A 24415-nucleotide genomic window follows, 5' to 3' on the forward strand; every position below is an offset into this window, starting at 1 on the left:
TGTTCAAAGGGATTAAATTAATTTGCCATGGATATGATGATTCCTCTTGGTGGCGGAAATGAGATAGGTGCAAGTGCCTATCTCTATATGATAGGTGGAAAAAATATACTGATAGACTTTGGAATAAGGTTTAATCCAGAAGAACCGTATCCGGATCCTGAGTTTTTAAAAACGCTTGCGCCTGAACTTGACGCTATAATAATAACTCATGCTCATATAGATCACTGTGGTGCTTTTCACATAATATCTAGCTTCTATCCAGAAACACCCGTATATACAACATTTGAGACAGCAGAACTTTTATCGGTAATGGTGGAAGATGCTATAAAGGTTAGGTACATTGGGATAGAGGAGGAAGCAACATCTGAATATAAACTGTTTGACGAAGCGTTTTTAAGGATAGAAAGAAAGGATTTTTTCTCATCGATAGTGATAGACAACATTGAGATCACTCTGTACCCTGCGGGACACATACTTGGTGCAGCTGCTGTTTTAATGAAATGGGAAGGGAAAACGCTGTTTCATACAGGTGATATTTCGTTGAAAGACCAGATAACAGTAAAAGGTGCTGTTTTACCGGAAGAAAAGATTGACTATCTGATTATGGAAAGCACCTATTACTATACAAAAACCGAAAAAACTTCTGGCGAAACATTAGAGGAAAGTATAAGCCGTATTCTTAGTAGAAAGGGAAAAATTCTTATTCCTGTATTTGCTTTAGGAAGAGCACAAGAGATAATTTCTATTATTAAGGAAGGCATAAAAAGCGGTGAAATTCCTCCTGTTAATGTTTACGTTGATGGTCTTGCCAGGGAGATATGTAACATTTACGAACATAATATCGACAGGGAATTTTTCAATTTTTACATACAACCGGCACCAAGATACGAGGGACTGTCATTTGAGGAGGCATGTGAAGAAAATATAAGAGAGGCTGACATAATTGTTTCAACTTCAGGAATGTTGATGGAAAATACACCTTCTCACGCCTATGCAAAAATCATAGGAAAAAGAGGGAAAAACGGCATAATATTCAGCGGTTATTTATCTGAGGAAAGTTTTGGATTTAAACTTATGAAAAACCGCCATCAATTTAAGCAATTCAAATGTGAAATTTTAAAGCATCATCTGTCAGCACATTCAAAAAGAGAAGATCTTGAAAAAATCAGAAGAATTCTCAGACCTGAAAAAACAATTTTAATACACGGTTATCCTGGAAAACACCACAAAGAGCATGCGGCCAATAGGGAGGTTATTTACCTTTGAGACTTTATCTGGGGTATCCTGAATCTTACGCAGATGAAAGAACTTTTAAACTTAAAGATCTTTTTCTTAAAGAGGTAAACGTTTCGTATGACTCTATTCCTGTAGAAGTGAAGAAAAAGCTACTTGGCCTTCTTGATGCATTGAAAGAAAAAGATTACGTATTTATAAACGATATTTATTATGATGCCTCTGATATTTTGGAATTTGCACTTTTCGGTATTAAAAATCAGAAAATAGAAAGAGTAATACTTCCTGGATATACTTATGGAAAACCCACATTTATAATAAGAGAAAGCTTAAAAACGATTTTAGGTAAAAAGAAAAATGACATAAACATTTTTTATGACTTTAATCTGTTTACAGAAGAAACGCTTGTAATAAATATTGGTTATAGAGAGACATCTTTATCGATTGGCGGCAATTTTTTATCGGTTATCAACATTGGAGAATTCAACTTCATTGACGTGTTCGGCAATTATCTCTTTAACCGATTTTTGAGGGATATGAAAATTTCCAATGTATCTCTGAGAAAGGAAGGAAAAAGAGGAAAATATCTTGATAAGTTCAGAGCAATGGGGGCAAGAGTTCTTCTTAAACGGAGTGATGAAATTTGCGTTAAAGAAGAAAACTACCAAAGAAGAGTCAGTGATGAAGAAGTAAAAATGGCTCTTACTCCTTTGGCGGGACAGGTTAACTTTGGTGAATTTACGCCAGAGATTACAGACTTATCATCGGCTATAGTTAATGCTCTTTACGCCTATGAAGAGGAAAAGAGAGAAAAACCTGTTATCAAAAAAATTGCAATAATAGGAAGGATTGCCAACCTGTACAGGGAAACAGTAGAGAGGATTTTCGGTTTACCGCCAGAAATTGTAAATCCTCAAGAGCTACTTAAAAAAGAAGTTATTAATTGTAAGAATAGAATTTCTTTTCACAGGATGAAAACTAAATATAACGGAAAGAGTTATTCAGAGATAGAAGATTTACCTGTAAAACGCAGGAGCTTCAAAGAATTGCTATTCGAACTGAGGAAAGATTTCAGGAAGAGAGATGTTACTGGTGTGAAAATTATAGAGACGCTTACGGAAATGAACCTGAACAGTTATGAAATGAGGACATTTATAAATGAACTTTTGACGATGGTGAGGATTGCTTCATTTAAAGATGCTAAAATGATACCTTACATAGACTATATAATTGCCGCATTTTCGAAAATAGAAATTCCTGAAGATCTCTTTTGCGAAGTGGAAAATTACATAAAAAAAGTTGCGTTTAGATGGAATTTACCGCTTAAAACGAGGATGAATATTATCTACTTTTGTTATAGACACAGAGAGAAACTTCAGGGGAAAGAATGGTTTAAAATTCTTCTTCCTTTGACAATAACATGGATACGGGATAAAAAATTGACAGAGGGAGAAAGGCAGTTTATCAGGACTGCTACGGAAATCAGATAATTACCTGTCAGTAAGCACCTTCCTTCTTCAAAACTGCCTTAACCGTTTTTATAAGAATGATTATATCAAGCCAGAGGGACCAGTTAAGTACATACCAGGTATCCAATCTTACACGTTTATCGTAATCGGTATCACTCCTTCCGCTTACCTGCCATAGACCGGTTATTCCTGGTTTTACAAGGTAGTAATATTGGGCAAAATCTTTGTAGTACTTTTCTATCTCTTCCTTAACTACAGGCCTTGGGCCAACGAGACTCATATCCCCTTTAAGAACGTTGAAAATCTGAGGAAGTTCATCAAGAGATGTTTTTCTTAAAAATTTTCCAACTTTTGTGATTCTGGGATCGTTTTTTAATTTGAAGTAGGTTTCCCATTCTTTCCTTATCTCTTCATTTTCGGCAAGTAATTTTTCCAATCTCTGCTGGGCATCTTTATACATAGTTCTAAATTTTATTACACCTATTATTTTTCCATCTTTACCTACTCTATTATGGACGAAAAATACCGGGCCTTCAGAATCAAATTTTATCAATATGGCAATAATGGTAATAATAGGAAGGAGAATGGGTAGCAGTAGGATGGAAACAGTTAAATCAAATAATCTTTTTAAAAATCTATTGGTAAAGTATTTTAAATTGTTTTTTACGGACAGTAGAAACATTTCAGAAAAAAATAGAGGATAAAGTTCGGAGTTTAAAAAAGCCAGTCCCTTAATATCAGGAACGAAAAGAACATTTCTGGCAGATTTATGAATTTTAGCAAGAAACTTTTCAGTATCACCTTCAAAGCTGTCCGGAATGGCAACGATAAGTGTATCAGCCTCAAGATCTAATAATTCCTTTTCGTACGAGAAATTAGACGGGGAAATTTCTATTCCTTTATTTACGTGATATCCCATAAAGTGATCTTTGTCAAAGATTTCTTTAATTTTATCTATGAATTCTCTGTTACCAACAGCAGTTGCTTCTTGCTTCCACAGGGAAAGTCTGTATAGTAATGCTTTGAGAAATTTTCTACTAACAGCAAATATTGGAATAGAAATCATCCACAGGATAACTACTGTGGTTCTTGAAACGTGCTCACTTAACCTTCCAAGAGACACAACAGAAAGTATTATTATTGTTGCAAAGCTTACAGCTTTTATTATTCTTTTAACCTCTTCCCAGAATGGAAATCTTGAAGTGTAAAGTCCCTGAATCCAGAAAGAAAATATGTAAGCTATCGGAAACCACCATAGTGAAAGCAGTTTGCCAAAAGTCATATAGTAATGAGGCAGGAATTTATCGCTAAGCCAGAGTCTTAAAATGTACGCTGCTAATAACGAAGCGTAAAAAACAATCAAGTCAGAAAATAGCAGAATCACGGCCGATACATACTTACGCATATCTTTCTCCGGGAAGAGGTTATTCTGAATAGACTTTTTGCCAATAGGCTTTCAAATAATCTAATTTTCGATTCACCCAGTCAATATTATCAAGATACCATTTAACTGTCTTCTCTATGCCTTCCTCAAACTTAACCTTTGCCTTCCAGCCAAGTTCTTTTTCTATTTTTTCTGTATTTAGAGAGTAACGGAAATCGTGGCCGGGCCTGTCTTTTACAAATGTAATTAACTCTTCAGGTTTGTTTAAAAGAGAAAGGATTGCTTTCACGACTTCTATGTTTCGTTTCTCTTCTCCACTTCCGACATTATAGATTTCCCCAGGTTCCCCTTTTTCTATTATGGAAAAGACCGCTTCAGAACAGTCTGAAACGAAGAGCCACTCTCTTACATTTTGCCCTGTTCCATAGACAGGGATTGGTTCATTGTTTAGAGCTTTCAGGATAACCACGGGAATAAGTTTTTCAGGGTACTGCCAGTAGCCGTAGTTATTTGATGGACGGACTGTAATGACAGGGAGACCATAGGTTCTGTAGTAGGCTCTTCCAAGCATGTCTGCAGAAGCTTTACTTGCAGAGTACGGAGAATTTGGATTTAAGGGTGTCGTTTCAAAAAACTGCCCTTCTTCTCCAAGTTCGCCATAGACCTCATCTGTAGCTATATTGATGAAAAGTTCCGTATCATTATTCTTCGCGACATCAAGTAAAGTTTGTGTTCCTCTGACGTTGGCTTCTATAAAGGGTGAAGCATCAAGAATACTTCTATCTACGTGACTTTCAGCTGCCCAGTGAACAACAACATCGGGTTTTTCTCTTTTAAAAATATCCTCAAGAAACTCACGATTGTTGATATCACATTTATAGAAGGTGATTTCATCTTTGACCTCTTTCAACCTTTCAAGGTCGCCTGCATAGGTAAGTTTATCAACAACCACAGTTTCAATGCCTCTTTTAATAGCCTGTCTAACGAACTCACTTCCGATAAAACCAGCTCCGCCTGTTACCAGTATTTTCATAATGCCTCCGTGAAGTAAAGTTATGTTTTAAAGTAGTTCTGCTTCTTGCAGAAATGGAGCGTTCCTATCTTTTTCGGATAGTAAAGGTTCTTTATCAATGGGCCATTCAATACCTATTTGTGGGTCGTTCCATCTAATGCTTCTGTCATGCTCCGGTGAGTATTCCGAACCGGATACTTTGTAAACGATCTCTGCTTCTTCGGAAAGTGTCAGGAAACCGTGAGCGAAACCTTCAGGTATCCAGAGCATAAGCTTGTTTTCCTCGGAAAGTTCCACGCCGACCCACTTTCCAAAAGTAGGACTTCCTTCTCTTATGTCAACAGCAACATCAAAAATTCTGCCCTTTATGCATCTGACCAGTTTCCCCTGCATTTTAGGTTTTGCTTGATAATGAAGACCTCGTAGAACGCCTTTTCTGGATTTTGAATGGTTATCCTGAACAAACTCTCCGTTTATTCCTGCTTTAGTAAAGTCAGATTTTTTGTAGGTTTCCAAGAAAAATCCTCTTTCATCACCAAAAACACGGGGTTTAACAATAATAACTTCAGGGATTTCTGTCTTTAAAAATTCAAACGGCATGATTCCTCCTTTCAAATTTGTTTTCACTGTTAAGTAGAACAAAAATAAATACGTAAAGCAAGACAACTGTTGATGAGTAGAGATAAGGATTGAACCAGCCTGAAAATAAGAATAGAGCAAGATAGAGGATAGAGAACAGCTCTCTTCTTTTAAGGAATTTAGTGAAAACATATATGATGAGTGTAAAGAATATTGCCATTCCTAAAACTCCAAATTTTGGGAAAAAGGAAAGGATTTGCTCTTCATAGGAAAAAGGATTTGTTAAAGATCGAATACAGCGATAACTAAATGCACCTATGCCTGAACCTAAGAGAGGTGATTTTTTAAATAAGTCGAGAATAACTGCTGTCTGTTGTAGCCTAACCATGTCCGATGCTTTTGTGGCTTTCGACAGGAATCTAAGTTTTAAAAATGATAAAAGTGCTTTACTGAAAATTGTGGAAATAAACAACATAATGGCGGCAAATGCACCGATGTATTTCTTATTTAAGTTTGAGTAATACAGCATTAGTGCTAAACCTGTTAGAAAGACCACTATCAGGTATCTTGAAAAACCGCTAAAAACGATAAATGCACAAAGAAAAAGCAGAAGGAATTCTTTTTTGTTAAGAACAGCCATTTTCTTTTTAAAAAACCAGGAAATGATAAAAGGGTAGAATGCTGCGATTATGTCAGTTGGTAAGTAAACTCTATACAGGTTAAATGGTAATTTCATGGTGATAACATTTGTCGAAAAATAAGTTTTAAAAAAATTTAATAGCGGTTGAGCATCATGGTATTTTAATACTTTATAATAGGCAATAAACTTTATGCAAAACAAAACAAGGATTGATAATCGAAACATTTTAACAAGAGTGTTTAGCGAGAATGCCAGGGAAATGAACCAATAAATAATTATTGAGAGATAAAAAGTAACAAACATTAATTTAAATTCTTTAATAGATGTGTAACCGAAGTTAATATAGCCAATAAATAAATAGAAAATTAGAAATTCTGCAAAAAGCAGAATGGATAAAATAGTGTTTTGGCTGATTTTTATGTTGAACTTGACTGCATAAATGATGAAAATTATTAACAACAAAGCTGCGAATATTGTTTTGACGGGGAAGCCCAATAGTTCACCTGAAGGAAGAGCTGTAATAAAGGTGCCTAAAAAGAGAAAAAATCCTTCACTCACTCTGTAAAGAAACTTTCCCACTGTTGATTTCCCGTAACAAATCAAGGTTTTTTCGCAAGTTCCATTAGATATTTTCCATATTCAGTTTTTCTTAGCGGTTCTGCCAGTTTAATAAGTTCTTCCTTCGTTATCCATCCATTGTTGAAGGCTATCTCTTCTATACATCCAACCATCAGACCGGTTTTCTTCTCTATGGTGGCTACAAATTCACCTGCTTCGAGAAAACTGTCATGGGTACCTGCATCGAACCAGGCAAAACCACGGCCAAGAAGTTTTACTTTTAATTTTCCGTCTTTAAGGTATTTCTCGTTAACAGATGTTATCTCAAGTTCCCCTCTTTCTGAAGGTCTAACGTTCTTTGCTATTTCAACGGCCCTGTTATCGTAAAAATACATACCAACTACGGCATAGTTGGATTTAGGGTTCTTTGGTTTTTCCTCTATAGATTTGACGTTACCTTCCTCATCAAACTCAACTATTCCGAATCTTTCAGGATCTTTAACGTAGTAGCCAAAAACATAGGCACCACCACCCGTTTCAATTTCTTTTTTCGCGTCTTTCATAATACGGACAAGGTCATGACCATAAAAAATGTTATCACCTAACATATAGCATATGTTATCGTTGCCAATGAAATCTTCAGCAAGAACGAGTCCTTCAGCTAAACCATTAGGTTTTTCCTGAATTGTGTATTTTATGTTCATACCAAGGTGAGAACCGTTGCCAAAGAGTTTTTTAAAGGATTCAATGTCACCGGGATTGACGATAAAAAGTACTTCTTTTATACCAAGGAGCATTACAAGGGATAAGGGATAATAAATCATAGGTTTGTTGTATATTGGGAGAAAATGTTTATTTACTGAAATGGTTACGGGATAAAGCCTTGTTCCACTTCCTCCGGCTAAAATAACAGCTTTCATAAGTCCTCCTGATAGATAGAGTAAGAATATTATAACAGGATTAAAAAGAAAAAGCCCGGATTTTCCGGGCTTCCATTGAGAACAAAAAGAAAACAATTAGTAAACTAAAATCTCTCCAGCAACAAGTTTCTTCCATATGTTTGAAATGTCAGCAAGACACTCTTTAGCTATAGGTTCTATTTTGTCCTTGTAGATGTCGATTTTTCCGTCCTTTGTTCTTATCTTAACATCGAGTGCTAAAGGTTCAGTAATCGGTTTACCAATCTGGCTGACGATGTAACAGTAAGCTTCTTCTACTTCAGGGATTTCCTTTACAACAGCTTCGCATATCTGGTTAGCTGTGATGTTATAAAGTTTACCAACGTGAGTAATTGGATTTTTACCGGCAGCTGCCTCGAGACTCATCGGTCTGTAAGGTGTGATGAGGCCGTTAACTCTGTTCCCCCTTCCCACTTCACCGTCATCTCCAGCTTCTGCAGATGTTCCAGTAACTGTTATGTAAACATTTTCTCTTTCAACATCATCCCCTGTGTTGATGTGGATAATTACTTCTCTGCTTGTATATTTTTTGGCAACTTCTTCTGCTATTCTTCTAACGTTTTCTCTCTTTTCCACATAATCGTTGATGTCTTTAATGAACTTATCAACGAAAGCACAAGCTACGGTAATGTCAATTGTGTCCCCTTTGCGAACACCCATAACTTTAATATCTTCGCCTATTTCTGGATGTTTTTCCTTCATCTCTTTACTGTTTAGAACTTTTTCAACGTTGAATGCGATGTTTTCTACTTCATCAAACGGTGCAAAACCTACACCAAAAGAGGTGTCATTTGCAAGGGGAACGCCTGTTTCAAGTTGCCTCATGTAGATGTCCACGAGGTCAACGGAACCGGGTCTTACAAGGCAATGGATTCTGACATCTCTATCCGGGTTGAGAGCGTGAATATTCTCTTTAAGCCACTCTTTAGTTCCTTCAATAGCAAATTCTTCTACAGGTACCTTAATGCCCTTATACTCTTTTATGGCTCTACCAACAAGATATATCTCAATTGGTGCTGTTATTTCACCGCCGCCAAAAGATGGCGTTGCGCTTCCACCAAGCAGGAGTCCCTTGTCGACGTTGTGATGAAGAACAAAACCAAAATTTTCTTTATAAAACTTACAAAGTTCGGCTGAAAGCTTTTCAGCAAGAGCATCACAAATGGTATCCGGGTGGCCTATACCCTTCCTTTCAACGATTTCTACGGCAAGTTCATTTGCCGGTTGAAAGTCAAGTGGAGTCACGTTCAGGTTCATTTACTCTCCTCCTTAAAAAGGTAATAATCTGACACGGTAATTATGGTATATTTTAACTCTAAAAGAAAGGGGAGGCAGGGTAAATTGTTGTCTGGAGGATACTGTGTGTGGAATTGTAGGCTATATAGGAAAAGACAATGCTAAAAATATTGTAATAAATGGATTAAAACGACTGGAATACCGGGGGTATGACTCTGCCGGAGTGGCATTCATAGATTCAGGGAAGCTTAAGATTTATAAAAAGAGTGGAAAAATAAGGAATCTTGAATTTGAACTGAACAGGGATCTATCTTTACCCCATATAGCTATTGGACACACGAGGTGGGCAACTCACGGTGAACCAAACGATGTAAATGCTCATCCTCATGTTGATTGTACCGGGAAAATAGCTGTGGTTCACAACGGAATAATTGAGAATTTTACGGAGCTTAAAAAAGAACTTGAAAGCAGAGGGCATATTTTTAAATCCAAAACAGATACGGAAGTTATTGCACACCTTGTCGAAGAGGAAATTGAAAATGGTAAAAATCTTCTTAGTGCAGTTTTGTCGGCAACATCAAACCTCAAAGGTTCATACGCGGCAGCCGTTATCTATGAGGGTGAGCCTGACAAGATCGTGTGCGTCAGGAAAGACAGTCCTTTAGTGATCGGTGTCGGTGAGGGAGAAAACTTTTTAGCGTCGGACGTACCTGCCTTTTTATCCTACACTAACAGGGTCATCTTCCTCGATGATAACGAATGTGCCGTCATAACTGCCGATAATGTTCACATATTTGACCTGAATGGAAATGAAATAACAAAAGAGACTAAAGAAATTCCCTGGTCAATAGCTCAGGCTGAAAAGGGCGGATACAAGCACTTTATGATAAAAGAAATATACGAGCAGCCAAGGGCCGTTGCAGATACCATATCTGGCAAGTTGTCACTGTTTGAAGAAAACAACAGGGAGCTTTTAACCACATTTGGCAAAATTCAAATAGTGGCCTGTGGAACTTCTTACCATGCGGGTTTAGTAGGAAAGTTCTTTATAGAGTCGGTAGCAGGTATTCCTGTATCTGTGGATTATGCTTCGGAGTATAGGTACAGAAATCCCATAATAGATGAAAAAACCTTAATCATTGCCATATCTCAGTCAGGGGAAACTGCAGATACCCTTGCGGCGGTTAGACTTGCCAAAAAGAAAGGTGCAAAGGTTGTTGCAATATGTAATGTGATTGGTTCAACCATAACGAGAGAGGCGGACTATACAATTTACACGCACGCGGGGCCTGAAATAAGCGTTGCATCAACCAAAGCCTTTACAACACAGCTTGCCGCTCTTTTCCTATTTGCCGTTGAAGCGGCACGGATAAGAAACAAAATTACGAAAGAAAAAGAAGAAAGACTCTTAAAAGCGCTATCTGAAATTCCAGCAAAGATGAAAGAATTTCTTGATAGGGAAAGCGAAGAAGGGCAGGTAAGGAAAATAGCTCTCGAGTTTTACAACTCTCAGGATGCACTCTATCTTGGAAGATTCGTAAACTACCCGATAGCCCTTGAGGGTGCTTTGAAACTTAAGGAGATAAGCTATATACATGCTGAAGGCTATCCAGCAGGAGAGATGAAACACGGTCCTATTGCGCTTATAGACGAGAAGATGCCTGTTGTTGTAGTGGTACCAAGAGACAGGGTTTATGAAAAGATGGTTTCAAACATTGAAGAAGTGAAAGCGAGAAAAGGAAAAGTCATTGCAATAACAAACAGGGATTGTCTTGAAGTTAAAAAACTTGCAGACTTTGCCATTGAAATACCTGAAACAGAAGAACTTCTATATCCTTTCCTTACCGTTGTGCCGCTTCAACTTTTCGCGTATCATATAGCAGACTTTTTAGGATACGATGTTGACCAGCCGCGAAACCTTGCAAAGAGTGTTACTGTTGAGTAGACCGGAGGAACAATGGAAGAAACAGCCACACTGCTTATATCATGTCCCGATAGAAAAGGTATCTTGGCAGAAATAACCGGCTTTATCGCAAGAAACGATGGGAACATCATTCATGCCGACCAGCATATCGATTTTCAGAAACACATCTTTTTCATGCGGATAGAGTGGGATTTGAAAGATTTTAAAATTCCGAAGGAAAAGATAGCAACCGCTTTCTCTTTCATAGCCAATAAATTTTCCATGAAGTGGGACTTGAAATTCAACACTGAAATTCCAAACGTTGCTATATTTGTGTCAAGGTACGACCACTGTCTGTACGACCTTCTCTACAGATTTAAAGCTGGAGAGATGAGGGGAAACCTTAGACTTGTAATCAGCAACCATAGAGATCTTGAAAATGTTGTAAAGATGTTTGGCATAGATTTTTACCACTTTCCGAAAACGAAAGAGACAAAAAAAGATGTTGAAAAGAAAGAGATAGAACTTTTAAAGAAAGAAAACATTGACCTTATAATTCTTGCAAGATACATGCAGATACTTACAGATGATTTCGTCCGTGAATTTCCAAACCGGATTATAAACATTCACCATTCCTTCTTACCGGCTTTTGTTGGTGCCCGTCCGTACCACAGGGCATATGAAAGGGGAGTGAAGATAATTGGAGCAACCAGTCACTACGTAACAGAAGAGCTTGACCAGGGACCCATAATTGAACAGGACGTTGTCAGAGTTACGCACAGAGACACTGTTGAAGACATGATAAGAAAGGGAAGAGACCTTGAAAAAGTTGTCCTTGCGAAAGCTGTAAGGTGGCATCTCGAAAACAAAATACTTGTTTATGACAACAAAACGGTTATCTTTGATTAAGAGATGGCAAAGAAAAAGACCGTTTATATCTGTCAATCGTGTGGATACAAAAGTCCCACCTGGTCTGGAAAATGTCCGGAGTGTGGAAGCTGGGGAACCTTAATAGAAGAAGTAATTTCAAAACCTGCAGGTAAAGCTTCCGTTTCATGGATTGAAACCTCTTCCGAAAAGCCTACACCAATAACTGAAATTTCAGAAATAGAAAAAGAACGGTACATATCCGGCATTGAAGAATTTGACAGAGTAGCGGGTGGAGGTATTGTAAAAGGTTCTGTTTCCCTGCTGTCAGGTGAACCGGGTATAGGAAAATCAACGTTTCTGCTTCAACTTTCGGAAAAACTCTCTAAACACGGTAAAGTACTCTACGTTTCGGCAGAAGAATCGCCTCAACAGATATCAATGAGGGCAAGGAGACTTGAAATATCAAGCCCTGAAATATTAGTCCTTGCAAATAATAATCTTGAAGAGATAAAAAATTTTATTGAAAAGGAGAAACCGGCATTTCTCATAGTTGATTCAATACAGACAGTTTATCTCCCGCACATTGAATCTGCGGCAGGTTCTGTATCACAGGTAAGAGAAGGAACTGCCTTTGTAACCAACCTGTCAAAAGCGAAGGGAATAACAACGTTTATAGTAGGTCATGTAAACAAAGAGGGAACAATAGCCGGTCCAAAGGTTCTTGAGCACATAGTTGATGCTGTTTACCAGTTTGAGGGTGATAGAGGGCACAATTTTAGAATCTTAAAAGCGCTAAAAAACCGTTTTGGTTCGACGGGGGAAATAGCCGTATTTCAGATGGAAGAAAAGGGATTAAAAGAGGTTAAAAATCCTTCACTCTTTTTCCTATCGGAACGTCCCGTAGGAAAGCCGGGTTCTGTTATCTACTGCAGCATAGAAGGGACAAGGCCGCTGCTTCTTGAGGTGCAGGCCTTAGTGTCAAGGGCTGTTTTTTCAACGCCTCAGAGGAGGGCAAAAGGCATAGATGCCAACCGTCTTTCCATTATCATAGCCGTTCTTGAAAAGGAGTTGGGATATCCGTTAAGAAATTTTGACGTTTTTGTAAATATCGTAGGCGGTGTAAAAATAAAGGAACCGGCCGTTGATCTTCCCGTTGCACTGGCAATTGCGTCAAGTTACCTTGGTAAGCCTGTAAGGAGAGATATTGCTGTTTTTGGAGAGATAGGATTGTCAGGAGAAATAAGGAGCGTGCGACTTGAAGAGATGAGGATAAAAGAGATTGAAAAGAACGGTTTCCGCCCGCTTTTTCCTGCTTTACAGAGGAAAAATAATAAGCTAAAATTATTATCAGAGGCAGTTAAAACGGCAATAGAGGAACAACAAGATGGGGGATCTGACAGAAAGCCTCTTAACTCTTGATAAAAAGGCCTCTGCTATTGTTTTATCGGCTGAAGAGGCAGCTTCCCGGATTATTGAAGAAGCCAACGAGAAGTACTCTCAGATAATAAACTCTTACATGGAAAAGGCTGAGAGTGAGAAGAATAAAATCAATGAAAGGGTAAAAAGGGAAGTTGAGAACTACAGGAGGCAAAAAGAGGAAGAACTTAAGAAGATTATCTCAGGTTTTGAGAAGCTTTCAAAGGAAAATAGGGAAAGGTTTATAGAAAAAGTATTTGAAGACCTCAGGGGGAGGATTTGTGGTTAACCAGACCTCTTAAATTTAGCTATACAAACGCGATGTGCCGTGCGATTAAATCAACGCTGCTTGAAAGAAGTGTATTTCAGCAACTTTTAACTGCAACGACCGCCGGTGACATTTTAGTAGCCATAAAGGATACGCCTTATGGGAAGTTTGTAAAATCGGCGCTTGAAGAGTCTATGTCTAAAGGGCTTGATGCCTACTTCCAATACCTCTACGACAAGGTGACAGATAGGCTTTCCGAGAGAGAGAAGGCGGCCTTTTTCCTTTTCTTTATGGGAAGAAAAGAGCTGAGAAAAAGGAAAAAGGAGTTTAAAAACCAAAAAGATGCCAGAAAAATTTTCAACAAGCTTGATAGAGAATACGTAGAGGCCTTGAAGAAAGCATTAAATAGACTCGACAGAGGAGACAGGAAAGATTTAAAAATCATTGCAGGAAGCTACTTTGACCTTATAAACATAATAACTGTTGTTAGACTAAAATTTATCTACCAGTTCGATGCCGATACAATTCTGCAGTTTGTAGTTCCCTTTGGAAATATTGTGAACGATAATAATGTCAAAAAGTTACTGAATCTTAAAAAGCTCTCTGCTGTTCCCTCAGTATTTCCGGCGATTTTTAAAAAATCGATAAAGGATTTTACAGACCTGCGAAGGGAACTTTACAAGTATCATATTGATGTTATTAGTAAGGTTTGGTATGGCTATCCCTTTAAACTTTCAATTCCCTTTGCCCTGTTGAGACTCAAAGAGATTGAGATAAAAAACCTGAAGGCGTGCATAGAGGGTGTCTATTTTGGACTGCCTGAGAAAGAGATAGAAAGAATGTTGGTAGGTGTGTGATGATTTTTCCAGAGAAGATGTACAGAGTTACGATAACGATACCTGAGGATTATCTTGACCAGGAGGTGGAAGCTCTTGGAAAGGCTGCTGTTCTTCACATAGATGACAAGAGCAAAAACAGAATCTTTGAAACAGAACTGAACCGTGTCAATACACTATTATCGATGGCAAAGAGCAACCTTGATGCCCTTGGCGTTTCAGAAAAGGTTGTAGAAGTTGGAAATATTGGCCTTGAAGAGATACCGAGGGAGATAGATAGAATAGAGGTTATCCTGAATGATATATCAAAAATCATAGACAAACTTTCTTCAGAAGGCAAAAAGGTAGAACAGAGGACAAAGGACGTTCTCACGGCCGAAAAGGTTAAGGAGGTACTGAGTAAAGAGATAGACCTTGAAAAACTTGTCAAAAATTTGTCGTTCATAAGATTGAAAGTTGTACTCGTTCCGTCAGATACGATAGAGTCACTTCTCTTAACGGCAAAAAGTTACAAAGGATTCACTGTTCACGAACCTTTAAGTGAAGGTAGCGTGGCAGTTGCAGTTTTTTATACCGACGACTTAGAGGACATTATCCAGAAAGGTATAGAAAAAACAGGAGGGAGAGTTCTTAACAACAACAACTTCCTGACAGAGACAAAAAACAGAGTTTTGAACACTCGAGAATTTTACTTGAGAGAAAAAGAAAAGGCTGTCAACGAATACGGCGAGAGACTTTTAGAGATAATAAGAAAGCTCAACATAATGAAGAAAATTCTGGAAACTGAAAATTTAGTGAAGAGAACAGCAGAAGGATATGTTATTGAAGGCTGGGTGCCTGAAGATGGAAAGGAAAAAATAGTTAAAGCACTAAAACATTCGAAAGTGGTCTTTAGCGAGCCTGAAGATGCCCCCGTGCTTCTTAAAACGCCAAAACTACTTAAGCCGTTTGAGGAGCTTGTAACAGGGTTTGGCTACCCATCTTACAGGGAACTAAATCCAACGCCGTTTTTTGCTCTCATATTTATTCTACTTTTTGGAGTGATGTTTGGAGATGTGGGTCACGGAATTGTCCTTTCCATTGCAGGTTATATTCTTTCAAAGAAAACAGAAACCTTCAAAAGTTATGGAAAAGTTCTCATCTTCTGCGGTGTCAGCTCTGCAATATTTGGCTTCCTCTACGGTTCTGTTTTTGGAGATGAACACCTTATACGTCCTCTTCTCTTTAATCCGATGGAGGATATAGACAAACTTATCATCTTCAGTATAGCGGTAGGCATTCTTGTCCTTTCTATTGGATTTATTCTCAACATAGTCACAAGATATAGGGAGAAAGAGTTTGGAGATATGATAGCAGGGGAAGGGGGTATTTTATGGTTTCTTATCTACTGGTTCTTAATCGGAATTGCCATAAAGGCCGTGGTGTTTAAAGGAGATGTGAAAGCTGAACTTATCATTGTTGCTGTTATGCTAACAGTGGCTATAGGGTACGAGATATACAGAAAAAAACAGATCTTTGGTTCGTTCCTTGATGGTTTTATGGCGCTACTTGAAAACATAACAGGTACCGTATCTTTTGTAAGACTTGGAGCTTTTGCTTTAGCACACGCTGCTCTTATGCTTGCCATTTTCACAATCGCAAGGGCTGTATCACCAGATGGTCACCACGGAGCAGGTTACTGGCTTACGATGGTTTTAGGAAACATTGTTGTTATAGTTCTTGAAGCTCTTGTAGTTTCAATTCAAACAATGAGACTTGAGTATTACGAATTCTTTGGCAAATTTTTTAAAGGTGGCGGAAAACCCTTCAAGCCATTCAAACTGGAGGAAGAGAAATGAGGAGAACAGCGTTCAGGACAATCCTTTTAGTTATGTTTCCGGTGATAGCCGTGGCAGGTGATGCTATGTGGGCATACATATCAGCTGCCGTGTCGGTTGCATGTTCCACAATAGCTGCCGGAGCGGCCGTTGGGCTTGTCGGTTCAGCAGCAATGGGGGCAATAGGAGAAAAACCGGAAATTTCAGGGAAAGCAATTGTATTCTTAGGACTTGCGGAAGGTATTGCAATTTACGGACTCATCATTGCAATACTTATATTAGGGAAAGTGGGATGAAAATTGTATTCGTCGGAACAGAGGACGAATGTACCGGATTTAAACTTGCAGGACTTGAAACGGCGGTTGCTGAAGATGAAGCTTCATTTAGAACGGTTGCTTCGGAAATCATCACCAATCCAGAGGTGGCAGTACTTGTCGTATCGGAAAGGTTCGCAGATGCATTTGATAGAGAACTCAAAAAGAAATTGGGCAAAAAGGCATTGCCGGCGGTGGTATTTGTTCCGTCAATCGATGGAACAACATCAAAACAGAGTTTAAAGGAGTTTTTGGCCAGTGTACTCGGAGTCCGACTTCAGTAAATTTAAAGATAAGGTTATAGAGAGAGCAAAAGAGTTAGCAAAAAACAGGATAAACTCTGCAAAATCTTTTGCTCAGGAGAAACTGGTAGAGGCGGAAAGGGAAGGCAGGAGACTCTATCAGGAGAAGATAAAGGCTGCCCAGATAGAGCTTGAATCGTTCAAGTTTAATGCAATGGCTGAAATTGACGCTAAGATACGGAAAGCTGTAGAAGACAGAGAGGTGCATGTTAGAGAGGAACTGATAAAAGAGTTAAGAGAGCGGTTAAAAGAGCGCTTTCCGATGATGCTTGGATGCTTTGTTGTATGGGTAAAGGACAATTTCAATGAAGGTACCTTTATTGTATCACCTTCGTTCGAAAAACAGGTGGAAGAGGTAGTAAAAGGGAAATATGAGATAAAAGAGAGCAGCGACATAAATGGTGTCTTATTCAAGCATGGAAGAATGGTAATAGAGTTTTCCCTTGACAGTATTTTAGAGGAATTCAAAGAAGAGATAGACAGAGAAATTGCTTCCATTTTAGAGGTGTAGTAGATGGCAAAAATTACATACATTTCCGGACCAATAGTAAAGGCAGAACTTGAAGGTGAATCGCCAAAGCTACTTGAAGTTGCCTATGTTGGTGAGGATAGACTTATAGGTGAGATAGTTTCCGTAAAGAGAAGCACGATAACCGTTCAGGTCTATGAAGCTACGGAGGGCCTTAAACTTGGCGAACCGGTAGCACTTTCGGGAGAAATGTTAAAAGCAACGCTTGGTCCCGGTCTGTTAGGTTCAATATACGATGGGATAGGAAGACCTTTAGTAAAGCTTGGTGAAAGGATAGGAAGGGGTGCTTCTGTCTATCCCCTCTCAAAAGAAAAGAGATGGCACTTTGTGCCTTTACTGAAAAAAGGTGATGAAGTAGAAGAGGGGGACATCTTTGGGTATGTTGAGGAAGGTTCAATAAAGCACTTTCTGACAGTTCCCTGCAACACTGAAGGGAACATAGAAAAAATAAGAGAAGAGGGTGAGTACACGATAGATGAAGAGATTTTGTTCCTTAGCGACGGAACGAAACTTACAATGGTACAGGAATGGCCTGTAAGGTTCGGGAGAAAATACAGAAAGAGACTGAGGCCGGACACGCCTCTCATAACCGGTCAGAGAATCATAGACTTTCTCTTTCCTATAGCAAAAGGGGGAACGGCCTCCATTCCCGGAGGATTTGGAACAGGAAAAACGATACTTCAACAGACGCTTGCAAAATGGTGCGATGCCGACATCATAGTTTACATAGGTTGCGGTGAGCGTGGAAACGAAATGACGGAAGTTCTTGAGGAATTTCCGGAGCTCGAAGACCCTAAAACGGGCAAGAAGCTTATAGAAAGAACAATACTCATCGCAAACACGTCAAACATGCCTGTGTCGGCAAGGGAAGCTTCCATATACCTTGGTATAACGATAGCCGAATACTTTAGAGACATGGGATACCACGTAGCTCTAATGGCAGATTCCACCTCGCGATGGGCAGAAGCTATGAGAGAACTATCTACAAGAATGGGGGAACTTCCGATAGAAGAGGGATTTCCAGCATACCTCTCATCCCGAATAGCTGGTGTTTACGAAAGAGCGGGTTTCGTTGAAACTGTTTCAGGAAAGGTTGGCTCCCTTTCTATAATTGGCGCTGTTTCACCGCCGGGAGGTGACTTTTCTGAACCTGTAACAAGGCACACAAGACGTTTCACAAGCGTCTTCTGGGCACTCGACAAAGAGCTTGCAAACGCGCGGTTCTATCCTGCAATCAACTATACTCAGAGTTACAGTGCCTACGGCGAGACGGTTAGAGTTTGGTGGGAAGAAATCTACAAGGAGTGGTACGAACTTAGAAGCTGGATGATGAAACTGCTGCAAGAAGATGACAAACTTCAAAGAATTGTAAAGTTACTGGGTTCCGAAGCACTACCGGAAGAGCAAAAACTAACGGTTGAAATAGCTAATTTAGTAAAAGAGGTTTTCCTGCAGCAAAATGCGTTTGATCCTGTAGATGCCTACTGTCCACCGGAGAAACAGATATCACTTGCTAAAGCCCTTAAAAGCCTGTACGATTGGTGGCAGGCCTGTCTGAAAGAGGCAGCAATTCCGGTCAAAACGCTGAGAGAACAAAAGATAGTTGAAGAAATCGTAAAACTCAGATTTTTAGAAGCAATTCCAGAAGATGTTGAGGAAAAAATAGAATCTACGTATAAAAATCTCATAAAAATTTACAGTGAGCGAGAAAGATGATTATAGAGTACGAAGGTGCAATAGGTATAAAAGGTTCTCTCCTTGCGTTTGAAACGGTAAAAGGTGTTTCTTACGGAGAAAAGGTTTTTATTCGCTGGAAAAACAAAAAGCTCCCCGGAAGGGTAGTTGAGCTTGGTGAAAAAGTGACGTTGATAGAGATATTGGGAGAAACGGAAGGTATAGAGGTAAACACAATCCGCGTTCGCTTTACCGGCAAACCCTTTACAATTCCCGTGTCTGAGAGAATGTTGGGAAGAATATTTAACGCTTTCGGTGAACCTGTTGACAAACTTGGCAGCATAGTCTCTTCAAGGGAAGAGGACATAAATGGCAAAGCTATAAATCCGGCGTGGAGAAATTTTCCAAACGAATTTGTTCATACGGGCATTTCGGCAATAGACGGGCTTAACACCCTGGTAAGAGGTCAAAAACTACCAGTATTTGCCGTTTCCGGCGTTCCAACCGACAAGTTGGTTGCACAACTTGTAAGACAGATAAAAATACCTGGAGACAATGTTAAAAACGCCATAGTTTTAGGGCTGATAGGAATAAAGTATGAAGTGGCAAGCAACCTCATAGAGAGCATAAAGGGAAGTGGAAACTTTTCTCAAACTGCTGTATTCATAAGTTTGGCAAGCGAATCTTGCGTAAATAACGTTCTTGTTCCGAGGGCTGCCCTGACGCTTTCGGAGTTTTTAGCATTTGAGAAGGAATACGATGTTGTAACGATCCTCTATGACATGACAAATTACTGCGATGCTTTGAGGGAAATGTCATCAAGGAGAGACGAAATACCTGGAAGGAAAGGCTATCCAGGATACATGTACAGCGATCTTGCCACAATATACGAAAGAGCAGGACTAATAAGAGGAAAAAAAGGTTCTCTAACGCAAATTCCTGTTCTTACGATGCCTGACGACGACATAACTCATCCAATTCCGGACTTAACGGGATACATAACAGAAGGACAGATAGTCCTTGACAGAGGACTGTTTAAGAAAGGAATATATCCTCCGATAAACGTTTTGCCTTCTCTTTCAAGGCTTATGAATCAGGGGATAACAAAGCTTCAGAGGCGCTGGGCAAACCAGATATACTCTGCCTACGCCCGCTCAAAACGTGTTGAGATGCTGGCGGCAATCATAGGCGAATCTGAACTAAGCGATACGGACAGAAAATTTCTTGAATTTGGCAGAGCTTTTGAGAAGAATTTCCTGACACAATCGGAAACCGAGGACAGAACGCTTGAAGAAACAATGAAAATTGGCTGGCAGCTTCTTTCCCTGCTTCCAAAAGCAGAACTAACCCGTCTCACGGAAGAAGACATAGTGGAGTATATAAAATGAAATTTACCAAGAGCAAAACGGAACTGCTTGAGTTAAAAAAAGACCTCAAGGTAATGGAAGAGGGAAAGGATATTCTTCAACATAAAAGAAACGTTCTAATAAAAGAGATACTGAAGCACCTTGACAGAGTGGAAAAGGCAAGGCAGGAACTTAACATCTACGTTCAAAAAGCCTACGGAATGCTAAAGAAAGCCTACATGGAAGAGGGAAAGGAGGCTGTAAAGGATGAAGTTGAAGTGACATCACTTCAAGGAACAGTTGAAGCAGTTGAAAAAAGTTTTATCGGCATTCCTGTTCCGTCAATAAAATACCAGCTAAATCTTGAAAAATTCCCGATAGATGCCGTTTCGGAGTCCATATTTGTAGATCTTGCCAGGACTGCTTTCATAGACGCGGTGAAAAAGGTCATGGAGCTTTCCGAAATGGAAATAAAAGCGTGGAAGCTGGCCGAAGAGTTGAAAAAGACAGTCATAAGAGTTAATGCTGTTGAAAAGTACTACATTCCAATGTACAAAAAGGCAATTAGAGAGATAGAGGCAGCTTTGGAAGAACAAGAACTTGAATTCCTTTCCACCATAAAAAAGCTAAAAGAGAGAAAAACAAGAGCATCTCTGTAATACCACTCCGTCAAAGTTCCATTTGCACAATCATCATGTAAAATCCATATTTATATAGCAAGGAATTCAGGGAGAAATATGAGAATTAACAGTTGCACCTATAGACCGATATATAAGGTTGACACGCTATCTCAAGCGAACATACTGGATGCTATTGACAACTTTATTTTAAGGACGCGCAGACTTAACATAAAGTTTAATGCCGTATATCCAGCCGATCCCTGCGCGTTTCCCTTCGCCATGTACATTTCCGGAAAAACCGGCATTCCCGTAAAACAGGAGAAATTTATTAAACCAGAAGAAAAGGTTCTCATGGTATTTTCCATATTTCCAGATCAGATTAAAAAATCCGGAATAAACTTTCTGACAGAAAACTACATAACGGAAAAGATAAGGACCTTCAGAAAGCAGTTTCCAAACTCACCGTCCCTTCTGATAGCGTCAAACAGGCACGTAAAAGAGGCAGACATTCAGCTTGTCCTTTACAAACATCCAGAGAGAGTTAACAGCTACAAGTTTCTGACAGAAGCCTATAAAAACTTCTACTTTCCCGTTGAAGGTGAGTTTCTTCACATAGAGGAATCCTTCTGGCAGATATCAAGGCAGGAAATCGGTCTCTTTGAAAAGGCAAAAAGGATAAGAAACAACGCAATGAAGTTAGGTTATGATGATGTTCCCACAGATCTTATCCCCCTTGAAGAGGACGTTGATATACTCTACTGGGAAAAGCTTGAAAAGCTTCAGCTATACACACCTTCGCTCCCTGAAAGAAAGAACGAAGAAAATTTCAAAATTAAATACAAAAAGTTACTTGATCTTAAAAATAGAGAGGACAGTTCAGTAATCGCTTCAATCCTTGAAACGATTTCTCAGACCATAGAACCGTACTTTCCCGTAAGAGTTGCCTACACAAATTATGAGATCGTACATGACAGAAAGGTTCTCATAGTTCCAGTAGCGCGGGAAATTGTTGATGGTGTTGAGTTGAAAATAGAGATAAGCCATCTTAAAACAAAACCGGAAGAAGAAAAGGTTCTAATTGAACTTGTGGAAAACGCTTTAAAAACACTCGTGAAGGACATCCTGAAGCATAAAACATTCAGACCCTACGTTGAAATTGTAAAAGAGAAAGGACGGTTTTTCCTCTATATAAACTGGTTTCTTGACAGGGAAGTTTTAAACCTTCTTTCTACAAGAATCAACAAGAAGTGGCTTTTATCAAGGCTCTTTTACCGAAAAAAGGCCGTTTCACGAAAAAACGAACTTATCAAAAACCTCCAGGATTTCAAATTCTCTCTGGAAAATCTGACATTTCTCTTCTCGGCTATGGAATCTTTGTACGCAGAAAGTCCTGTAATGTTTAAAGCCGTTGGGAGCAAAATAAAAGAGATTTTAGAAGAGAAAAACCTCTGGTACCTCATAGGCATATACGCTTTAAGGTGCTTTGGCTACACGAGAATCGATGGTATCGCCGTCAATAGAGAACTCCTCCAATTTCTCTTAAAACTCAAGAACTACGAAAACTTCCACCAGTTTTTCGCTTTAGAAAACAGATACATCTTTCCGGTAATAACCGAGAGAAAATACAGACCGAATTGGGAAAGAGTTATAAAAACAGGTGAGCCAATTGTCCTAACGAGAGAAGTTCTTAACCCTCAAACTCCCGTAACGTACACGATAAAAGACAGCCACGGCTTTTTCCTCGGGACGGTACCAAAAGTGATAGCCCATTACATGGCAGCAAAGGAAGAGGCAGGGAAAAAGCTAATATGTAGAAAATTCTTCTTTGACGAAATGATGTTTTCAGGAAGCTCTTACTGGATTGAGGTGACTGTAAATGATTGAGATAAAGAATCTTTCCATAATCTACGAAAACTTCACAATCGTTGAAGATGTAAACCTTACAGTGAAAAAGGGAGAAAGAGTTGGGATAGTTGGAGAGAGTGGAAGCGGAAAATCGGTAACCGCTCTATCGGTAATGAAGCTTTTGCCTGGAGGCTTTAAAGTTACAGGAAACGTGAAAGTCAACCATCAGGATATTTACCTTTTGAACGAAAGGGATCTCAATAGCAAAATAAGGTGGAAAACCGTTTCAGTCATATTTCAGGATCCGTCCTCTGCTCTTAATCCCCTTCTGAAAATCGGCAATCAGATAGAAGAGGCAATTATCTACCACGAAGGCCGGAGAAAAAACATTAGAGAAAGCGTAATCTCGCTTCTCAGGAAGGCTGCCATACCAGATGCGGAGGTAAAGTACGAAAGTTATCCTCACCAGCTTTCAGGAGGACTGAAACAGAGGGTAATGATAGCCATGGCAATAGCCTGTAACCCGGATTTTATAATAGCTGACGAACCGACAACCGCCCTTGACAAGAAAACTGAGAGAGAAATTATTTTCCTTTTGAACAACCTTGTAAAGGAAGAAAATACGGGACTTCTATTCATATCCCACGACTTTGATGTCATCTCTGAAATAACCGACAGAGTTTACGTTATGTATGCCGGCTACGTAATGGAAAGCGGGAGGACAGAAAATATTCTTAAAACCCCTTTTCATCCCTATACGAAAGGACTTATAGCCTGCATTCCGAAAGTTGAAGGGAAGGGAAAGAGAAAACTGCCAGTCCTTCCCGGCAATGTACCTGACATTAAATCAAAACCTTCAGGCTGCCCGTTCCACCCAAGATGTGAAAGGGCAAAAGAGATTTGCAAAAAAGAACTTCCTGAAATCAAGGAGATAAACGGCAGGGGAGTTCGCTGCTTCTTTCCTATTGCTGGTTCATAAAAGCCTTATAGCAGATAGAATCCTCTTTTCTGTCTTCTCTTTCCTGAAAGAGTAAAACCTATCGTTATTACAAACGGTGCAGAGATTTAAATCCTCTATAACACTTACGCCTGCTGACTTTGCCTGAATGGTATTTGCCTTTTTAAGGTCAAACAAATATTTCTTGCTTCCATAAGGTCTGAAAAGCCTGTTCCTTAAATGTGGGTTGAAAAGCTTGTAAACATCTTCACCTACCTCATAGCACTTGTTGCAGATACCGGGACCTATTATGATTTTTTGAACATCTGTAAAAGTCTGAATGTACTTTAAAGTTTTGAAAGTGATACCTTTTAGTGTTCCTCGCCATCCGGCATGAATAGCTGCAACCATGCCCCTTGCCACGACAAGGATGGGAATGCAATCTGCGCTCAAAACCCCAACCCATACTTTCCTGTTATCGGTAACAATCGCATCTCCTTTCCTTCCTGAATACCTTCTACCTGCAAAAACCACTGTACTGCTGTGGATCTGAACCGGCCTGATAACGGGAATCCCTTTTATTTCTTCTATTTCCCTTCCATCAGTCGGTTTTTCCGATATAAAAATTTCATACTTCATCACGCCCCTGCTTAAAGGTTTGGTTTATA

Annotated in this window: 23 protein-coding genes; 16 read left to right on the top strand and 7 right to left on the bottom strand. The window is 39.2% G+C overall.

Annotated features, from left to right (window positions below; all coding sequences use genetic code 11):
- The first annotated feature begins 27 nt into the window (after window positions 1–27).
- Both H153_RS0102035 and H153_RS0102040 read left to right on the top strand, forming a co-directional pair.
- Window positions 28–1266: an MBL fold metallo-hydrolase gene (locus tag H153_RS0102035; protein ID WP_022846470.1), complete on the top strand. Its 1239-nt coding sequence runs from the start codon at window positions 28–30 to the stop codon at window positions 1264–1266.
- The gene (locus H153_RS0102040) at window positions 1263–2723 is read left to right on the top strand and encodes a hypothetical protein (RefSeq protein ID WP_022846471.1); all 1461 of its coding nucleotides are present in this window, start codon (window positions 1263–1265) and stop codon (window positions 2721–2723) included. The genes H153_RS0102035 and H153_RS0102040 overlap by 4 nt, the downstream gene beginning before the upstream one ends.
- A gap of 7 nt (window positions 2724–2730) precedes the next feature.
- On the opposite strand, the gene wbaP is transcribed toward H153_RS0102040, so the two are convergent.
- From wbaP to H153_RS0102070, 6 genes are all read right to left on the bottom strand, one after another.
- On the bottom strand, window positions 2731–4107 hold the full coding sequence (gene wbaP / locus H153_RS0102045; protein ID WP_022846472.1) for an undecaprenyl-phosphate galactose phosphotransferase WbaP: 1377 nt from the start codon (window positions 4105–4107) through the stop codon (window positions 2731–2733).
- Window positions 4108–4126: 19 nt separating this feature from the next.
- Entirely contained in the window at window positions 4127–5119 is a 993-nt protein-coding gene (gene rfbB, locus H153_RS0102050) for a dTDP-glucose 4,6-dehydratase (protein ID WP_022846473.1), read from the bottom strand.
- Between the two features lie 27 nt (window positions 5120–5146).
- A complete protein-coding gene (rfbC, locus tag H153_RS0102055; RefSeq protein ID WP_022846474.1) occupies window positions 5147–5698 on the bottom strand; it encodes a dTDP-4-dehydrorhamnose 3,5-epimerase in 552 nt (183 codons plus the stop codon).
- Entirely contained in the window at window positions 5688–6413 is a 726-nt protein-coding gene (locus H153_RS10130; protein ID WP_155883386.1) for an O-antigen ligase family protein, read from the bottom strand. The genes rfbC and H153_RS10130 overlap by 11 nt, the downstream gene beginning before the upstream one ends.
- A 503-nt stretch (window positions 6414–6916) precedes the next feature.
- Entirely contained in the window at window positions 6917–7795 is an 879-nt protein-coding gene (gene rfbA, locus H153_RS0102065) for a glucose-1-phosphate thymidylyltransferase RfbA (RefSeq protein ID WP_022846476.1), read from the bottom strand.
- Between the two features lie 96 nt (window positions 7796–7891).
- Window positions 7892–9091, bottom strand: a complete 1200-nt coding sequence (locus H153_RS0102070) for a methionine adenosyltransferase (RefSeq protein WP_022846477.1) — start codon at window positions 9089–9091, stop codon at window positions 7892–7894.
- Window positions 9092–9194: 103 nt separating this feature from the next.
- Between H153_RS0102070 and glmS the strand changes: the two genes are divergently transcribed.
- The 14 genes from glmS to H153_RS0102140 all read left to right on the top strand — a co-directional run bounded on the left by glmS (window position 9195) and on the right by H153_RS0102140 (window position 23789).
- Window positions 9195–11015: a glutamine--fructose-6-phosphate transaminase (isomerizing) gene (gene glmS, locus H153_RS0102075; protein ID WP_022846478.1), complete on the top strand. Its 1821-nt coding sequence runs from the start codon at window positions 9195–9197 to the stop codon at window positions 11013–11015.
- Between the two features lie 12 nt (window positions 11016–11027).
- Window positions 11028–11882: a formyltetrahydrofolate deformylase gene (gene purU / locus H153_RS0102080; RefSeq protein WP_022846479.1), complete on the top strand. Its 855-nt coding sequence runs from the start codon at window positions 11028–11030 to the stop codon at window positions 11880–11882.
- 3 nt (window positions 11883–11885) lie between these two features.
- Window positions 11886–13262, top strand: coding sequence for a DNA repair protein RadA (gene radA, locus H153_RS09015; RefSeq protein WP_022846480.1), 1377 nt, complete (start codon window positions 11886–11888; stop codon window positions 13260–13262).
- Window positions 13228–13548 carry a hypothetical protein gene (locus tag H153_RS0102090; protein ID WP_022846481.1) on the top strand — a complete coding sequence of 107 codons (321 nt, stop codon included), beginning with the start codon at window positions 13228–13230 and terminating at the stop codon, window positions 13546–13548. The genes radA and H153_RS0102090 overlap by 35 nt, the downstream gene beginning before the upstream one ends.
- Window positions 13539–14384 carry a V-type ATPase subunit gene (locus H153_RS0102095; RefSeq protein WP_022846482.1) on the top strand — a complete coding sequence of 282 codons (846 nt, stop codon included), beginning with the start codon at window positions 13539–13541 and terminating at the stop codon, window positions 14382–14384. Before H153_RS0102090 ends, H153_RS0102095 begins: the two co-directional genes overlap by 10 nt.
- Window positions 14384–16201 (top strand): V-type ATPase 116kDa subunit family protein, encoded by a 1818-nt coding sequence (locus H153_RS0102100; protein ID WP_022846483.1) that lies wholly within the window; start codon window positions 14384–14386, stop codon window positions 16199–16201. Before H153_RS0102095 ends, H153_RS0102100 begins: the two co-directional genes overlap by 1 nt.
- Window positions 16198–16476, top strand: coding sequence for an ATP synthase subunit C (locus H153_RS0102105; protein ID WP_022846484.1), 279 nt, complete (start codon window positions 16198–16200; stop codon window positions 16474–16476). Before H153_RS0102100 ends, H153_RS0102105 begins: the two co-directional genes overlap by 4 nt.
- Window positions 16473–16778 (top strand): V-type ATP synthase subunit F, encoded by a 306-nt coding sequence (locus H153_RS0102110; protein WP_022846485.1) that lies wholly within the window; start codon window positions 16473–16475, stop codon window positions 16776–16778. The genes H153_RS0102105 and H153_RS0102110 overlap by 4 nt, the downstream gene beginning before the upstream one ends.
- Window positions 16753–17307: a hypothetical protein gene (locus H153_RS0102115; RefSeq protein ID WP_022846486.1), complete on the top strand. Its 555-nt coding sequence runs from the start codon at window positions 16753–16755 to the stop codon at window positions 17305–17307. The genes H153_RS0102110 and H153_RS0102115 overlap by 26 nt, the downstream gene beginning before the upstream one ends.
- Window positions 17308–17310: 3 nt before the next feature.
- Entirely contained in the window at window positions 17311–19041 is a 1731-nt protein-coding gene (locus H153_RS0102120) for a V-type ATP synthase subunit A (protein WP_022846487.1), read from the top strand.
- Window positions 19038–20387 (top strand): V-type ATP synthase subunit B, encoded by a 1350-nt coding sequence (locus tag H153_RS0102125; protein WP_022846488.1) that lies wholly within the window; start codon window positions 19038–19040, stop codon window positions 20385–20387. Before H153_RS0102120 ends, H153_RS0102125 begins: the two co-directional genes overlap by 4 nt.
- Window positions 20384–21004 carry a V-type ATP synthase subunit D gene (locus H153_RS0102130; RefSeq protein WP_022846489.1) on the top strand — a complete coding sequence of 207 codons (621 nt, stop codon included), beginning with the start codon at window positions 20384–20386 and terminating at the stop codon, window positions 21002–21004. Before H153_RS0102125 ends, H153_RS0102130 begins: the two co-directional genes overlap by 4 nt.
- 78 nt (window positions 21005–21082) lie before the next feature.
- Window positions 21083–22849 (top strand): hypothetical protein, encoded by a 1767-nt coding sequence (locus H153_RS0102135; RefSeq protein ID WP_022846490.1) that lies wholly within the window; start codon window positions 21083–21085, stop codon window positions 22847–22849.
- The gene (locus tag H153_RS0102140) at window positions 22842–23789 is read left to right on the top strand and encodes an ABC transporter ATP-binding protein (RefSeq protein ID WP_022846491.1); all 948 of its coding nucleotides are present in this window, start codon (window positions 22842–22844) and stop codon (window positions 23787–23789) included. Before H153_RS0102135 ends, H153_RS0102140 begins: the two co-directional genes overlap by 8 nt.
- On the opposite strand, the gene H153_RS0102145 is transcribed toward H153_RS0102140, so the two are convergent.
- Window positions 23784–24386: a polyphenol oxidase family protein gene (locus tag H153_RS0102145; RefSeq protein WP_022846492.1), complete on the bottom strand. Its 603-nt coding sequence runs from the start codon at window positions 24384–24386 to the stop codon at window positions 23784–23786. The genes H153_RS0102140 and H153_RS0102145 overlap by 6 nt on opposite strands.
- Between the last annotated feature and the right edge of the window lie 29 nt (window positions 24387–24415).

The sequence above is a fragment of the Desulfurobacterium sp. TC5-1 genome (assembly GCF_000421485.1).
In the GTDB taxonomy this organism is placed as follows: domain Bacteria; phylum Aquificota; class Aquificia; order Desulfurobacteriales; family Desulfurobacteriaceae; genus Desulfurobacterium_A.

Bases quoted from the DNA above. Each gene is read 5' to 3' on its own strand.
- purU (WP_022846479.1), top strand. From the start codon at position 11,028: ATGGAAGAAACAGCCACACTGCTTATATCATGTCCCGATAGAAAAGGT.
- H153_RS0102100 (WP_022846483.1), top strand. From the start codon at position 14,384: ATGATTTTTCCAGAGAAGATGTACAGAGTTACGATAACGATACCTGAG.
- rfbA (WP_022846476.1), bottom strand. From the start codon at position 7,795: ATGAAAGCTGTTATTTTAGCCGGAGGAAGTGGAACAAGGCTTTATCCC.
- H153_RS0102105 (WP_022846484.1), top strand. From the start codon at position 16,198: ATGAGGAGAACAGCGTTCAGGACAATCCTTTTAGTTATGTTTCCGGTG.
- rfbC (WP_022846474.1), bottom strand. From the start codon at position 5,698: ATGCCGTTTGAATTTTTAAAGACAGAAATCCCTGAAGTTATTATTGTT.
- radA (WP_022846480.1), top strand. From the start codon at position 11,886: ATGGCAAAGAAAAAGACCGTTTATATCTGTCAATCGTGTGGATACAAA.
- H153_RS0102110 (WP_022846485.1), top strand. From the start codon at position 16,473: ATGAAAATTGTATTCGTCGGAACAGAGGACGAATGTACCGGATTTAAA.
- H153_RS0102125 (WP_022846488.1), top strand. From the start codon at position 19,038: ATGATTATAGAGTACGAAGGTGCAATAGGTATAAAAGGTTCTCTCCTT.
- rfbB (WP_022846473.1), bottom strand. From the start codon at position 5,119: ATGAAAATACTGGTAACAGGCGGAGCTGGTTTTATCGGAAGTGAGTTC.
- H153_RS0102090 (WP_022846481.1), top strand. From the start codon at position 13,228: ATGGGGGATCTGACAGAAAGCCTCTTAACTCTTGATAAAAAGGCCTCT.
- H153_RS0102145 (WP_022846492.1), bottom strand. From the start codon at position 24,386: ATGAAGTATGAAATTTTTATATCGGAAAAACCGACTGATGGAAGGGAA.
- H153_RS0102135 (WP_022846490.1), top strand. From the start codon at position 21,083: ATGAGAATTAACAGTTGCACCTATAGACCGATATATAAGGTTGACACG.
- H153_RS0102035 (WP_022846470.1), top strand. From the start codon at position 28: ATGGATATGATGATTCCTCTTGGTGGCGGAAATGAGATAGGTGCAAGT.
- H153_RS0102140 (WP_022846491.1), top strand. From the start codon at position 22,842: ATGATTGAGATAAAGAATCTTTCCATAATCTACGAAAACTTCACAATC.
- H153_RS0102070 (WP_022846477.1), bottom strand. From the start codon at position 9,091: ATGAACCTGAACGTGACTCCACTTGACTTTCAACCGGCAAATGAACTT.
- H153_RS0102120 (WP_022846487.1), top strand. From the start codon at position 17,311: ATGGCAAAAATTACATACATTTCCGGACCAATAGTAAAGGCAGAACTT.
- wbaP (WP_022846472.1), bottom strand. From the start codon at position 4,107: ATGCGTAAGTATGTATCGGCCGTGATTCTGCTATTTTCTGACTTGATT.
- H153_RS0102130 (WP_022846489.1), top strand. From the start codon at position 20,384: ATGAAATTTACCAAGAGCAAAACGGAACTGCTTGAGTTAAAAAAAGAC.
- H153_RS10130 (WP_155883386.1), bottom strand. From the start codon at position 6,413: ATGAAATTACCATTTAACCTGTATAGAGTTTACTTACCAACTGACATA.